Source organism: Tsuneonella amylolytica, from assembly GCF_003626915.1.
GTDB classification, from domain to species: Bacteria; Pseudomonadota; Alphaproteobacteria; order Sphingomonadales; family Sphingomonadaceae; genus Tsuneonella; species Tsuneonella amylolytica.
On record NZ_CP032570.1, the window covers coordinates 1,012,991 to 1,026,784 of the forward strand.

The 13,794-nt window shown below is 68.0% G+C and carries 13 protein-coding genes; 7 read left to right on the forward strand and 6 right to left on the reverse strand.

The features are described from left to right. Window positions 1–80: 80 nt before the first annotated feature. The 3 genes from nadA (at window position 81) to D4766_RS05055 (ending at window position 4,590) form a co-directional block, all read left to right on the forward strand. Window positions 81–1,067 carry a quinolinate synthase NadA gene (gene nadA, locus D4766_RS05045; RefSeq protein WP_120716460.1) on the forward strand — a complete coding sequence of 329 codons (987 nt, stop codon included), beginning with the start codon at window positions 81–83 and terminating at the stop codon, window positions 1,065–1,067. A gap of 62 nt (window positions 1,068–1,129) precedes the next feature. Beyond that, window positions 1,130–3,259, forward strand: coding sequence for a prolyl oligopeptidase family serine peptidase (locus tag D4766_RS05050; protein ID WP_234024900.1), 2,130 nt, complete (start codon window positions 1,130–1,132; stop codon window positions 3,257–3,259). Next, on the forward strand, window positions 3,259–4,590 hold the full coding sequence (locus D4766_RS05055) for a DUF2254 domain-containing protein (protein WP_325049123.1): 1,332 nt from the start codon (window positions 3,259–3,261) through the stop codon (window positions 4,588–4,590). The genes D4766_RS05050 and D4766_RS05055 overlap by 1 nt, the downstream gene beginning before the upstream one ends. 9 nt (window positions 4,591–4,599) lie before the next feature. Here D4766_RS05055 and D4766_RS05060 read toward each other — a convergent pair whose 3' ends face one another. Beyond that, complete coding sequence (locus D4766_RS05060; RefSeq protein ID WP_120716462.1) at window positions 4,600–5,517, reverse strand: DMT family transporter; 918 nt, start codon at window positions 5,515–5,517, stop codon at window positions 4,600–4,602. A 50-nt stretch (window positions 5,518–5,567) separates the two neighbouring features. Between D4766_RS05060 and D4766_RS05065 the strand changes: the two genes are divergently transcribed. Then, complete coding sequence (locus tag D4766_RS05065; protein WP_120716463.1) at window positions 5,568–6,677, forward strand: alkene reductase; 1,110 nt, start codon at window positions 5,568–5,570, stop codon at window positions 6,675–6,677. Here the strand turns inward: D4766_RS05065 and D4766_RS05070 are convergent, their stop codons facing one another. After that, window positions 6,678–6,998 carry a hypothetical protein gene (locus D4766_RS05070; RefSeq protein ID WP_120716464.1) on the reverse strand — a complete coding sequence of 107 codons (321 nt, stop codon included), beginning with the start codon at window positions 6,996–6,998 and terminating at the stop codon, window positions 6,678–6,680. Further along, on the reverse strand, window positions 6,995–7,660 hold the full coding sequence (gene lipB / locus D4766_RS05075; protein WP_234024901.1) for a lipoyl(octanoyl) transferase LipB: 666 nt from the start codon (window positions 7,658–7,660) through the stop codon (window positions 6,995–6,997). The genes D4766_RS05070 and lipB overlap by 4 nt, the downstream gene beginning before the upstream one ends. Window positions 7,661–7,727: 67 nt before the next feature. Between lipB and D4766_RS05080 the strand changes: the two genes are divergently transcribed. After that, window positions 7,728–8,555, forward strand: coding sequence for a DUF7847 domain-containing protein (locus tag D4766_RS05080; protein WP_120716466.1), 828 nt, complete (start codon window positions 7,728–7,730; stop codon window positions 8,553–8,555). Between the two features lie 4 nt (window positions 8,556–8,559). Here the strand turns inward: D4766_RS05080 and D4766_RS05085 are convergent, their stop codons facing one another. After that, the gene (locus D4766_RS05085; protein ID WP_120716467.1) at window positions 8,560–9,168 is read right to left on the reverse strand and encodes a class I SAM-dependent methyltransferase; all 609 of its coding nucleotides are present in this window, start codon (window positions 9,166–9,168) and stop codon (window positions 8,560–8,562) included. 128 nt (window positions 9,169–9,296) lie between these two features. On the opposite strand from D4766_RS05085, the gene D4766_RS05090 reads away from it, so the two are divergent. Continuing rightward, entirely contained in the window at window positions 9,297–10,679 is a 1,383-nt protein-coding gene (locus D4766_RS05090) for an MFS transporter (protein WP_120716468.1), read from the forward strand. On the opposite strand, the gene arsC is transcribed toward D4766_RS05090, so the two are convergent. Then, window positions 10,676–11,020: an arsenate reductase (glutaredoxin) gene (gene arsC, locus D4766_RS05095; protein ID WP_120716469.1), complete on the reverse strand. Its 345-nt coding sequence runs from the start codon at window positions 11,018–11,020 to the stop codon at window positions 10,676–10,678. The two genes, D4766_RS05090 and arsC, sit on opposite strands and share 4 nt — an antisense overlap. A 128-nt stretch (window positions 11,021–11,148) precedes the next feature. Between arsC and D4766_RS05100 the strand changes: the two genes are divergently transcribed. Next, window positions 11,149–13,239, forward strand: coding sequence for a TonB-dependent receptor (locus D4766_RS05100; protein ID WP_120716470.1), 2,091 nt, complete (start codon window positions 11,149–11,151; stop codon window positions 13,237–13,239). Between the two features lie 10 nt (window positions 13,240–13,249). Here the strand turns inward: D4766_RS05100 and D4766_RS05105 are convergent, their stop codons facing one another. Continuing rightward, window positions 13,250–13,789, reverse strand: a complete 540-nt coding sequence (locus tag D4766_RS05105; RefSeq protein WP_120716471.1) for a (2Fe-2S)-binding protein — start codon at window positions 13,787–13,789, stop codon at window positions 13,250–13,252. Between the last annotated feature and the right edge of the window lie 5 nt (window positions 13,790–13,794).

The following is a 13,794-nucleotide window of genomic DNA, read 5'->3' on the forward strand; positions in this document are numbered from 1 at the left end:
GGTTCTTCGAAGGAGCGGAACGCTCTCGCCTCTCGCGCCGTTCGGGTTATAGCGGGGGCAGACCCCCATCGGGAGCGAAGATGAGCATAGAGACACGGCCGCCCACCGGGGAGGACCTCCTCGCCGAGATCGATCGCCTGCGGAAAGACCGCAACGCGGTGATCCTGGCGCATTACTACCAGACGCCCGCGATCCAGGACATCGCCGACTTCGTGGGCGATAGCCTCGAGCTGAGCCGCAAGGCTGCCGATACCGATGCCGACGTGATCGCGTTCTGCGGCGTCAAGTTCATGGCCGACACGGCCAAGATCCTCAGCCCGCAGAAGATCGTCGTGCTGCCCGACATGGATGCGGGGTGCAGCCTCGAGGACAGCTGCCCGCCCGAAAAGTTCAAGGCCTTCCGGGAGGCCCATCCCGACCACATCGCGCTGACTTACATCAACTGTTCGACCGAGGTGAAAGCCCTGTCGGACGTGATCGTCACCAGTTCCAGCGCCGAAACGATCCTGTCGCAGATCCCCGAGGACCAGAAGATCATCTTCGGTCCCGACCGGCATCTCGGCGGCTATCTTTCCCGCAAGTTCGGGCGCGAGATGCTGCTGTGGCCGGGGGTGTGCATCGTGCACGAGGCGTTCAGCGAGACCGAGCTCCTCAAACTGAAGGCGCAGCACCCCGGGGTGCCGGTCGCCGCGCATCCCGAATGCCCGCCCTCGATCATCGACCACGCGGACTACGTCGGTTCGACCAGCGGTATCCTGCAGTTCGCCAGGACGTTCGAGGGCGACACCCTGATCGTCGCGACCGAGCCGCACATCATGCACCAGATGGAACTGGCACTGCCGGACAAGACCTTCATCGGCGCGCCGGGTGCCGACGGCAACTGCAGCTGCAACATCTGCCCGTACATGGCCCTGAACACGATGGAGAAGCTCTACGTCGCGCTGCGCGATCTCGAGCCGCGCATCGAGATCGAGGAAGGCCTGCGCCTCGCCGCCAAGAAGAGCCTCGACCGCATGCTCGAGATGGCGAGCGGGACGATTGGCCAGGGAGATCTCGGCGCGCGGTGACGCGCCGGAAGGGAACACGCGACCTCGGCAAGGTCTGAGGCGTTTCAGGGAGAATGAGAAGAATGGTCGCACGCTGGGCGCTCGCCGCCGCACTGATCGCAACACCCGCCGCGCTGCCGGCACAGGATACCGACGCGCAGGATCCGTACATCTGGCTCGAGGAGATCAAGGGCGAGAAGGCGATCGCACAGGTCGACGAGTGGAACGCCGCAACCGAAGCCAAGCTGACCGCCGCGCCCGAATACCCCATCGCTAAAGCTTGCGCGAAGCAGATTCTCGACGACGATCGGCAGATCGCCATGCCGACCGCGATCTACGGCGACAAGGTCACGAACCTGTGGCGTGACGCCGCGAACCCGCGCGGCGTGTGGCGGATCGCCAGCCTCGCCAGCTACACCGCCGGAACGCCCGAGTGGAAGACGCTCATCGACGTCGACAAGCTGGGCCGCGACGAGAACCAGAGCTGGGTCTGGCACGGCGCCAACTGCCTCGCGCCCGACTACGCCCGCTGCCTCGTCTCCATTTCGCCCGGCGGGACCGACGCGGACGTGGTTCGCGAATTCGATATCGGCACGGGCCGGTTCGTCGATGGCGGCTTCACGCTCCCCGCCGCGAAATCGAACGTCGCCTGGTTCGACAAGGACACCCTGTTCGTCGGCACCGACGAGGGGGCGGGATCGATGACCGATTCCGGCTACCCGCGCCTCGTCAAGCTGTGGAAGCGCGGCACGCCGTTCGCCTCGGCGAGGCAGATCGCCGCTGGCGAGCAAGCCGATGTCAGCATTTCGGGGTTGTCGGTGCTCGACGGCGATACCCGCTGGCAGTTCGTCAACCGCAGCCCCACCTTCTGGACCAACAAGTGGTCGCTCGTGAGCGACGGCGGCAGGCTCGTTCCGCTGCCGCTGCCCGAAGATGCCGAGTTCGAAACGGTGCTGGGCGGCCAGCTTATCGCGAAGCTCAATTCGCCGCTGGCGGCCGCGGGTGCCGGGTCGGGCTCGCTCGTCGCCTGGCCGCTCGCGGACATTCGCGCAGGCCGCACGGCGAAGCCGACGGTCGTCTTCCGCCCCGAAGCCTCGCAATCGGTGGAAGAAGTATCCTCGTCCGAAAACGCGCTGTGGATCAAGGTGCTCGACGACGTGTCGGGCAAGCTGCTGCGCTACGATCCAGCCTCCACCGGGTGGACCGGTCGCGCGATACCCCTGCCCGCAAACAGCACGGTGCAGATCGCGCAGACCAGCGGCAAGGGCGATACCGCGTTCGTCTCGGTCGAAAGCATGCTGACCCCGCCGACACTCTACGCAGTGACAGGCGATGCCGCACCGGTGGCCGTGGCGAGCGAGCCGCCGCAGTTCGACGCGTCGAAGTTCGAGGTCGTGCAGAAATTCGCGACGTCGAAGGACGGGACGAAGGTGCCTTACTACCTCGCCCGTCCGAAGGGCGCGACCGGGCCGCTGCCGACGCTGATCCACGCCTACGGCGGCTTCCGCAATGCGCAGACGCCCAAGTACCTGACCGAAGAGCCCTATCGCAGCGGCCCGCTGGGCCTGTTCTGGCTGGAGGAAGGCAACGCCTACGTCCTTGCGAACATCCGCGGCGGCGGCGAATACGGTCCGCGCTGGCACCAGGAAGCCTTGCGCGAGAAACGGCAGAACAGCTTCGACGATTTCCACGCGGTCGCCGACGATCTCGTCGCACAGGGCCTTGCCGAAAAGAAGCGGATCGCGGCCAGCGGCCGCTCGAACGGCGGCGTGCTGGTGGGGGCGGTCGCGAACCAGCGACCCGATCTCTACGGTGCGATCATCTCGGGCAGCCCGCTCATCGACATGCGCCGCTACAACAAGCTGCTGGCCGGGGCATCGTGGATGGACGAGTACGGCAACCCGGACGTGCCCGCCGACTGGGCCTACATGAAGGCCTGGTCGCCCTACCAGAACATGAAGCCGGGCAAGGACGCGCCGGTCGCGTTCTACTATCTCTCCACGCTCGACGACCGGGTCCATCCCGGCCACGCGCGCAAGGCCGCGGCCAAGCACGAGGCGTTCGGCCAGCGGTTCTATTACCACGAGTACAAGGAAGGCGGCCATTCGGTGGGCGCCGACCACGCCGAGGATGCCAAGCGCGCAGCGTTGCTGCTGGCGTTCCTCAACCGCGAGATCGGTTCGGAGATGGCGGCCGGCAGCGTGACCGACTGATGGCCGATATTCGCTGGCTCTGGGATCGGTTGAACAGCAACTACTGGTTCTACCCGGCGCTGTTCTCGGTCTTTGGCGCCGCGCTCGCGTTTGTTCTCATCGGCGTCGACCGGTCGGGGTTCGCAAACTTCCTCAATAGCGTGCCGCAGATCGTGCCGGCCCGGCCGGACAGTGCGTCCAACATGCTGACCGTCATCGCAGGGTCGATGATCGGAACTGCTTCCACGGTGTTTTCGATTACCATCGCGGCGGTCGCGTATGCGAGCGGCAACTACGGGCCGCGCCTGCTGACGAACTTTCTGGAAGACCGTGGCAACCAGCTGAGCCTTGCGACTTTCATCGGGACGTTCGTCTATGCAGTAACGGTGCTGCGCAGCGTCCGTGCAGAGGACGAGGTCGCCTCGAGCGCGGAAACGTCCGCATCCACTTATCTTCCCGGGTTCGTGCCCCAGCTATCGCTGCTGGTCGCCTATGCACTGATGGCCCTGTCGGTCGCGGTACTGGTCTATTTCCTCAACCACGTCCCGTCCTCGATCCGCATCAACACGGTCCTGCGCGGAATCGGCGCGCGTTTGATCGAGCAGTTGCGGGACGATTTTCCTCACGACAACACGGGGCAGGAACCGATCCCCCATCCGGAAGGTCGCGCGGTCGAGGCGCGCACGACCGGATACGTGCAAATGGTCGATTTCGACGAACTGGACGATCTTGCGCGCAAGTACAAATGTACCATCGGCATGCGTATCCGCCCCGGCGACTTCGTCCATCCCGGAATGGCATTGGCGGATTACCGCTGCGAGGAGGACAAAGACGATACAGGCGAAGAGATCTGCGACCGATTGCACGGCGGGTTCATCGTGGGCGCAACCCGTACGGCGAAGCAGGATCCGCAGTTCCTTATCGATGAGCTGGTGGAGATCGCGCTGCGTGCCCTGAGCCCCGGCATCAACGATCCGTTCACCGCCATCACCGCTCTTCACTGGCTGGGCGCGGCGACAGCCGAAATCGGTGGCCGCGACTTGCGTGTCCGATTAGGCGACGTTGACGCGGAGCAGGTCGTCTTTCCCCTCCCCGACGACTTCGCGCACTTCGTCCGTCGCGGATTTGGGGCCGTCCGCGGAGCGGTGGCGACGAGCCCGTCCGCCGCGCTCGTCATGTTCGACGTGCTGGTAAATGCAAACCGCTCGATCGACGACGCGCGGCGCACACGTCTCCTCCGGCTCGAAGGGGAGCGGCTGATGGAGCAATCGCGCGAGGCCTTGGCGGGGCCGGAGCTGCAGGAAGTAGAGGCGCGCTTCCAGACCTTCCGGAAACGAATTCCGGCGGAGTAGGGCCGTTTGCTAGGGCGCGCGCACCCGCGGGGAGGCGGGGGCCCGCGTCCGCGCCAGTACGAGTGCTCCGCTGACGAGCGCCATGCCGAGGAGGTCGGTCGGCCCCAGCACCTCGCCGAACGCCAGCCAGCCGACCGCACCCGCGATCGCCGGCTGGGTCAGCAGTGCCATGCCGATGACGAGCGGCGGGAAGTGCTTGAGCGAATAGACGAGCAGCCCCTGGCCGAGCACCTGGCTCGACAGCGCGAGCCCCAGGATCGGCCACCAGCCCTCCGGTCCGGGCCAGACCGGTTCGCCCAGCATCAGCGCGATGACCAGCAGGGCCGGCGCCGCCGCCACGCAAACGAGGAGCAGGACGCTCCACTGGCCGAGCTGGGTCCGCGCCGCCTGCGCGGGCAAGAGGTAGAACACGTAGAACAGACCCGCCGCGAGGCAGAACAGGTCGCCCACGAGGGTCGCGGTCGATATCTCGAGGCTGCGACCCATCAGGATCGCCGCCCCGGCGAGCGCGGCGGCGAGTGCAGCCCATTCGGCCACGCGCGGCATTCGGCGCAGCGCCACGAGACCCCACAGCATGATGAGAATGCTGCCCGAATTGCCGAACAGCGTCGCATTGCCGAGCCGCGTCCGCTCGATCCCGATGTGCCAGCTGGCGAGATCCGCCGCGAAGAACGCGCCGGCGGCAAGCAGCAGCAGTACCGTTTTGCGCCCCGCCGTGTTCGCATCCCGCTCGCGCCAGGCGAGCAGCGCGAAGAGCGGCAGTGGCAAAAGCATGCGCCAGAACCCCGCCGCGACCGGCCCGGTATCGGCCAGCCGGACGAACCACGGGCCGAGCGCGAGCGCGGCGTTGCCGCCGAGCAGCGCGGCGAAGTGCCACGCGCCGGGGGCGTAGGTTTTGTTGCCGTTCGCCTCGCTTGCACCGTCCATCACGCGCCCCTAGCTCGGTTGCGATACGAAACCAGCGAAAAGGCGAGTGCATGTACGACATCCTGTTCCAGCCGATCCAGCTCGGCGCGATTGCGGCAAGGAACCGCATCCTCATGGCCCCGCTCACCCGCGGGCGCTCGAACTACCCCGATGCCAACCCCAGCGACCTGATGGTCGAGTACTACCGCCAGCGCGCTGGCGCCGGGCTCATCATCTCCGAAGCGACCGCGATCAGCGCCGAAGGGCGCGGCTGGCCCAACGGGCCGGGCATCTGGACGGACGAACACGTGGCGGGCTGGAAGAAGGTGACCGAAGCGGTCCATGCCGAAGGCGGCGCCATCGTGCTGCAGCTGTGGCACATGGGCCGGACCGTGCATCCCGACATGCTGGGCGGCGAGCCTCCCGTCTCGGCCAGCGCGACCTGCGCGCCCGGCCATGCCCACACCCCGACCGGACGACAGAACTATCAGCCTGCCCGCGCGCTCGGAAAAGACGAGATCGCCCGCGTCGTCGGCGATTATCGCAAGGCGGCCGAGAACGCGAAGGCGGCGGGCTTCGACGGGGTGCAGCTGCACGGCGCGAACGGCTACCTCGTCGACCAGTTCTTGCGCGATTCGACCAACCTGCGCGACGACGAATACGGCGGCACCGCCGAGAACCGCGCGCGCTTCCTGCGCGAGGTGCTGGCCGCGCTGGTCGATGTCTGGGGCGCGGGGCGCGTCTCGGTCCGGCTCAGCCCGAACGGCGAAACGCAGGGCTGCGACGACAGCGATCCCGCGACGACGTTCGCCGCGGCGGCCAAGGTGTGCGAGGATCTCGGCATCGGCTTCGTGGAACTGCGCCAGCCGGGTCCGGACGGGACCTTCGGCCAGACCGACGTGCCCAAGCAGGACGGCGTGATCCGCAAGGCCTACACGGGTCCGCTCGTGCTCAACAGCGACTACACCGCCAAAGAGGCCGTGGCCGATATCGAGAGTGGCCGGTGCGACGCGGTGGCCTTCGGCCGGCCCTTCATCTCCAACCCCGACCTCCCCGACCGCATCGCCGCGGGCGCCGATTGGGCACCGAACAAGGACGTGCCCAAGAGCTGGTACCTGCCGGGGCCCGAGGGGTACACCGACTATCCGACGATGGCCGAAGAACGCGAGGCTGCCGAATAGCTACTCAGCAGGGGTTTCGGCTGCCGCCGGCGGGCTTTCGGGTTCGCGCGGCGGTTCGCCGGGACCTTCGCCTGAATCGCGCGGCGGGGCGGTGGCCCCGTCGGTTGCCGGCGTTTCTCCGCCGTCGCCGCTATCGCCGGCACCGCTCATCGGCGGGCTCTGCGACCGGACCGTGTCGAGCGGCAGCATCTCGTCGCTGATCGTGCCGCCCAGCACCTGGCCGGCGGCGTTCTTGCGTTCCCCTTGCGCGGGGGCATCATTGCCGCCGCACGCGGCGAGCGTGAGCGGCAGTGCCGCCAGCAGGATCGGGCGCAGGGTCATGTCGTCTCCGGGCAGGGCCTGAGGCCGGCGATAAAGTCGCCTGCCCGCGCGAGCAAGGCCGCATCGAACGCGGCTGTATCGGAAGGCAGGCCCAGCCGCTCCATGCTGGTGACGCCGAATTCGGCGATACCGCACGGCACGATGCCGCCGAAATGCGAAAGATCGGGGGCGAGATTCACGGAAAAGCCGTGCATCGTGACCCAGCGGCGCACGCGCACGCCGATTGCGCCGATCTTCGCCTCGGTCCCGTCGGTGTCGCGGGTCCAGATGCCGATCCGCCCCGGCGCCCGCCAGCTGTCGACCCCGAGATCCGCCAGGGTGCCTATCACCCACCCCTCGATGCCGTGCACGAAATTGCGCACGTCCTTCCCCCGCCGTGAAAGGTCGACCAGCACGTAGCCGATGCGCTGGCCGGGGCCGTGGTAGGTGTATCGGCCGCCCCGCCCGGCGTCGACCACCTCGAACCGGGGATCGAGCAGTTCGGCCCCTGCCGCGCTGGTGCCGGCGGTGTAGACGGGCGGATGTTCCAGCAGCCACACGAGTTCGCGCGCCTCGCCCGCGGCGATCGCGCGATTGCGCGCTTCCATTTCGGCCAGCGCCTCGCGATAGGGCACGAGGCCGGGCGACACGCGCAGTTCGATTTCGGCGGGTAGGGTCGACACGGGCGTTGCGTGGGGCCTCGCGCGGCGCTTATCAAGCCCGCGCGCATCGAGAGGGAAGACGACAGCGATGAAATTCGACATGACCGCCGCGTGGAACGAGGCGATGCGCCTTGCGAACGCCAACCGCGACGTGCTGCTGGTAGTGGCGGGCGTATTCTTTTTCCTGCCGTACGTCGCCTTCATGCTGTTGTTCCGTGACCGCATGAACGCGCTGGAAGCGGCGCAGGCCGCCCGCCCCGACCCCGAGGCCGCGAGCGCGGCGATGATGGGCTTCTACGGCGAGATCTGGTGGGTCATCCTGCTGATCGCGATTATCCAGGGCATCGGCATGGTGGGCCTGCTGGCGCTGCTGCGCGACCGGTCGCGGCCCACCGTGGGCGAGGCGCTGAAAACCGGCGTACGGTATCTCCTACCCTATCTCGGCGCGCAGCTGATCACGAGCTTCCTCATGGGCATGCTGCTGTTGCTGCCGTTCCTCGTCGCCGGGGTCGCGGGCGTGACGATCGGCGTGTTCGCGGGCGGCGCGGCGATCGTGGGGATCGCGTACACCTTCCTGCGCTTCATGCTCACGCCGCCGGTCATCGCGGTCGAGAAGGTGGGCAACCCGATCGCCGCCATGGGCCGTTCGTGGCGCCTGACGAAGGGCAACGCGGTGCGCCTGTTCTTCTTCACGATGCTGCTGGTGATCGCCCTCCTGGTGGTGAGCATCGTCTTCAGCATCGTCGTCGGACTGGTCTTCGCGCTGGGCGGCACGCAGAGCGCGCTGATCGGTCAGGCGATCGTGTCCGGCCTCGTCAACGCGATCTTCGTGACGATCTTCCTGGCGGTGCTGGCCGCGATCCACCGCCAGCTCGCCGGCCCCGCCGCCGCGGCGATCGGCGAGACCTTCGACTGAAAGGTCAGTCCTTCCAGCCCCAGAACAGGCGGCAGGGAAGGACGTTCAGCGCTTCGAACCCGCTGTCGATGCGGGCGAAGTGCCGCGCCATGAAATCGCGCGCGGCGGCGCTGAACTGATAGACGAGGAACGCGCCGCCGGGGCGCAGAACGCGGTGGGTCGCGGCGGCGATGGCTGGGCCGACGCCATCGGGCAGGGTCGAGAACGGCAGGCCCGACAACACGTAGTCGGCATGGTCGAACCCGTGTGCCCGGACGATCTCCTCCACGTCGGCGGCGCTGCCGAGCACGGGCTTGAAGCGGCCGTCGGTGATCGTCTTGCGCAAGTAGTCGATGTAGAGCGGATTGGTGTCGATCACGATCAGCGTGCCGTCGCGCCGCATCCGTTCGAGCACCGGGCGGCAGAAGGTGCCGACGCCGGGGCCGTATTCGACGAACAGCCTGCATTCGTCCCATTTCACCGGAGCCAGCATCTTGGCGATGGTGAAGCGCGAGGACGGGATGATCGAGCCGACCATCTTGGGATGTTCGAGGAAACCGCGGAAGAATACGCCCCACTGGCCGAAGAACCGGCCCATGCGACTTCCGAAACTTTCGCCCCGGTCGATCGCCATCTCGTTGGAATCGGACAAGAAACGCGCCCCGTATGTCACCCTGTGCGTCAGGGCCGTTGATGGCGCGCGGGACTGGCAGGAACGGCCGCGCATTGCAAGCGCCGACCGCCCTCGCTAGCGCCGGGCCGATGGCCCGTCCCGATCCCGAACAGCCGACCGCGCCGACCGCCTCTGGCGCGCCGCACCGGCCGATCTCGCGCCAGCGCATGGCGCTGCTGTTCATGGTCATGCTGGTCACCGCCGCGGGCAACACTGCGATGCAGTCGGTCATGCCGTCGATCGGCACGGAACTCGGCGTGGCCGACGTATGGATCAGCTTCGCCTATACCTGGTCGGCACTGTTATGGGTGATCTGCGCGCCGATCTGGGCTCGGCGCAGCGATCGGCGCGGGCGCAAGGCGATGATGACCGTCGGGCTGTTCGGCTTCATCGCCAGCTTCGCCCTGTGCGGCCTGATGCTGTGGTTCGGCCTCAGGGGCTGGCTCGCTCCGCTGTGGACGCTGCTGTTCTTCGCCGCCGCGCGCAGCCTTTACGGCGGGTTCGGCTCCGCCGCGCCGCCCGCGGTGCAGGCCTATGTCGCCAGCCGCACCCCGCGGGCCGAGCGAACGCAGGCGATGGCGCTGATCGCCTCGAGTTTCGGCCTCGGCACCGTGATCGGCCCCGCGCTCGCCCCGCTGCTCGTGTTTCCCGCCACCGGCCTCGTCGGACCGTTCTTCGCCTTCGCGATCGCCGGCGTGGTGGTGCTGGCCGCCTTGCGGTCGACCCTGCCCAACGACGATCCGATGTTCGCCGCCAAGGGCGACGTGGTCGGCGCGCCGTTCAGCGCCAGCTCCAGCCCGCGCCCCGACGATCCCCACGCCGGCGAGGACGAAGAGGCGGCGGGCGGCGCGGACATACCCGACCTGTCGTGGCGCGACCGGCGCCTGCGGCCGTGGCTGATCGCCGGGCTCGTCGGCGGCCATGCGCAGGCCGCGTTCCTCGGCCTCGCGGGCTTTTTCGTGCTCGACCGGCTGGGCCTGCGCGCCACGCCCGACGAGGGGACCGGATCGATCGGCATCGTCCTCATGTCCGGCGCCATCGCCACGTTGCTGGCGCAGTGGGGGCTCATCCCGATGCTCAAGCTCGGGCCCCGGGCCAGCACGCTGTGGGGCATGGCGATGGCCATCGTCGGGGTCGCGGTCTTCGCGCTGTCGCACAGCCTCCACGCGATGGCATTGGGCATGGCGATCGCGGCGATGGGATTCGGCCTCTATCGACCCGGCTTCACCGCCGGCGCTTCGCTGGCGGTCACCCGGGCCGAACAGGGGCAGATCGGCGGCATCGTAGCCAGCGTGAACGGCGCGGCCTACATCCTCGCCCCGGCGATCGGGGTGTGGCTATACGGCCACCACGAATTCATCGGCTTCGCGACCATCGCGGGGCTTTGCGCAGCGGTCTTCGTGCTGGGATGGCGATCGCTCGCCGCGGACGAAGTGCTGGAAGCACCCCGTCCGCAAGGCGAGGACCGCTAGAGGATTTCCTCGACCTTCTCGGGCGGCCGGCAGAGGCGCACGCCCTTCGCGGTTTCGACCAGCGGACGCTCGATCAGCTTCGGGTCGGCCACCAGTGCATCGAGCACCGTCGCATCGTCCGCCGTCGTCAGGCCGCGCTCTTCCGCATCGGTCTTGAACGTGCGCACGCCCTCACGCGGGGCCATTCCGGCGTCGGCGTAGAGCTGGGCCAGCTTCTCACGCGTCGGCGGGTTCTTCAGGTATTCTATCACGTCCAACTCGATGCCGTCGTGCGCCTCGAGGATCGCGAGCGTGGTGCGCGACTTGCCGCACTGTGGGTTGTGCCAGATCGTTGCCTTCATCGCGGATCTCCTTCGCTTTCGCGCCTAGCGCGCGGTGCAAGGCAGGAAAAGTGCGGGCTAGAGTTGTAAATGCGAATTAGTCGCAATAGACGGTTGTGTAACGAGAACGATTCGCAACAGGGAATGTCATGAGCTTTACCATCCGCACCGCGCTCGCCGGTGCCACCGCGCTGTCGCTGCCTTTCACCGGAACCCCCGCCTTGGCGGCCGAAGAAGCGCCCGGCGACTACCTACCGTCCGATATCGTCGTGACCGGCCTGCGCGATGGCTATTCCAGCGCCGACGGATCGACCGCGACTAAGACGCCGACCCCGCTGATCGACGTTCCGCAAACCGTCTCGATCATCACCGAGGACCAGTTCGACGACCAGGCGATCACCCACCTGCAGGATGCGCTGCGCTACGTCCCCGGGGTCACTCTCGACACCGGCGAAGGACACCGGGACCAGGTCTTCATCCGCGGCCAGGCGACCACGGCCGATTTCTATCTCGACGGCCTGCGCGACGACGCGCAATACCAGCGCCCGCTCTACAACGTCGCCCGCATCGAGGTGCTGAAGGGGTCGAACGCGCTGATCTTCGGTCGCGGCGGCGGCGGTGGGGTGATCAACCGCGTGAGCAAGACGGCCGACCCGGTCGCAGCGTTCGCCGGTTTCGACGCCGACGTCGACACGTTCGGCGCCTTTGCACTCGCCGCCGATCTTAACCAGCCGCTTGCCGCCGGGGTCGCCGGACGCCTGAATGCGACGTACGAGGAGTTCGATAACGCCCGCGACTTCTTCGAAGGGCGCTTCATCGGCATCTCCCCCACCGTGCGGGCCGACCTCGGCGAACGCACCCGCGTAACCGCATTCTACACTTACGACGACGACCGGCGTATCACCGACCGCGGCAACCCGTCGCTGAACGGCGGGCCGCTGAAGGGTTACGACCGCACCTTCTTCGGCGATCCCGACTTCAATCTCGCCGAGACCCGCGCGCACATCGCCCGGCTGCGCCTCGACCACGATCTCACCGACAGCCTCAGCGTCAACCTGACCGGCCAGTTCGCCGACTACACGCTGTTCTACGCCAACGTCGTCCCGTCCAGTGCGACCGCGACGACCGCGACCCTGTCGGGCTACACCAGCGGCACCGACCGGCAGGGCCGCATCGTCCAAGGCAACCTCGTATGGGGCGGGGCGACCGGCCCGGTGCGCCACACGCTGCTCGCCGGGTTCGAGGCGGGCCGGCAGGACACCGACGCGGATCGCACCCTGATCGATTTCGGCGGCGGCGCGCAGACGGTGATCGTCGCGCTGGCGCGCCGGCTCGCCGTGCCGTCGGCGGTGGCGGGCCCGCTCAGCCGATCCACGTCGTCGCAGCTCGACTTCGTGTCGGGGTACATCCAGGACCAGGTCGAATTCGGCCCCGTCCAGCTGATCGCCGGCGTGCGGTACGACGAGTTCAGCCTCGACAGCGTCAACAACTTCGGCAACCTCGCCCTGTCGCGCACCGATCGCAAGTGGAGCCCGCGCGCGGGCGTGGTCTTCAAGCCGGCCGAGGAGTTGTCGCTCTACGCCAGCTACGCGACGAGCTTCCTGCCCCAGTCGGGCGACCAATTCACCGTGCTCGACACGACCACCGCCGGGCTGGAGCCGGAGAAGTTCCGGAACCTCGAGATCGGCGCGAAGTATGCGCTCACCCCCGGCCTGTTCGCGACCGCCGCGCTCTTCCGCCTCGACCGGTCGAACACCCGCGCCGCCGACCCGCTCAACCCCGGTTTCACCGTGCTGACGGGCGAGAGCCGGGTCGAGGGCTTCGAGGCGAGCCTCGTCGGGCGCATCCGTCCGAACTGGCAGGCGAGTCTCGGCTACACCTACCTCGACGGCGAGATTCGCGAGGCGACGACGTCCGCCCCCGCCGGCCGCCGCCTCCAGCAGCTACCGCGCCACCAGGCGAGCGCGTGGACGCGCTACGACGTCAGCGACCGCTTCGGCCTCGGCCTCGGCGCGGTGTACCAGTCGAAGCAATTCGCCTCGGTCAGCAACGCCGTGACCCTGCCGTCGTACGTCCGCTTCGATGCCGCCGCGTTCTTCGAACTCAACGAGCGCATCTCGCTGCAGGTGAACGCCGAGAACCTGTTCGATGCGAATTACTATCCGAGCGCCCACGGCGACAACAACATCCAGCCCGGCGACCCCTTCAACGTCCGGTTCGGGGTGCGGGTGAAGCTCTAGCGGCCGGCGCTCACGCCCCGGGGTCCATCGCCGGCACCGCCTTCGCGGCATCCTCGGCCGAGATGCCGGGGGCGGGCGCCGCGCCGATGGTCTCGCGCCGCGCGGCAACCCGCGCCGCCCGCTCGATCGCGCGGACCAGCCGGGGGTAGACCCCGCAGCGGCACAGGTTGGGCAGCGCGGCCGCGATCTCGGCCTTGCCCGGGGCGGCGTTCTTCGCCAGCAGCGCGGCGGCGGCCATGACGATGCCGGGGGTGCAGAACCCGCACTGGATCGCCTGTTCGGCGACCATCGCCTGCTGGACGGGATGGCTGCGGTCGCGGCTCAAACCCTCGATCGTGGTCACGAAACGCCCTTCCGCCTCGGCCAGCGTGACGAGGCAGCTGCGCAGCGCCTCGCCATCCACGATCACCGTGCAGGCATGGCAATCGCCCACGCCGCAGCCGTATTTCGTGCCGGTCAGGTTCGCCGCATCGCGCAGCGCCCACAGCAGCGGCGTGGCTGGGTCGAGGTCGAATGCGACGGGGCGGCCGTTGACGGTGAGCGCGGTCATGCGCC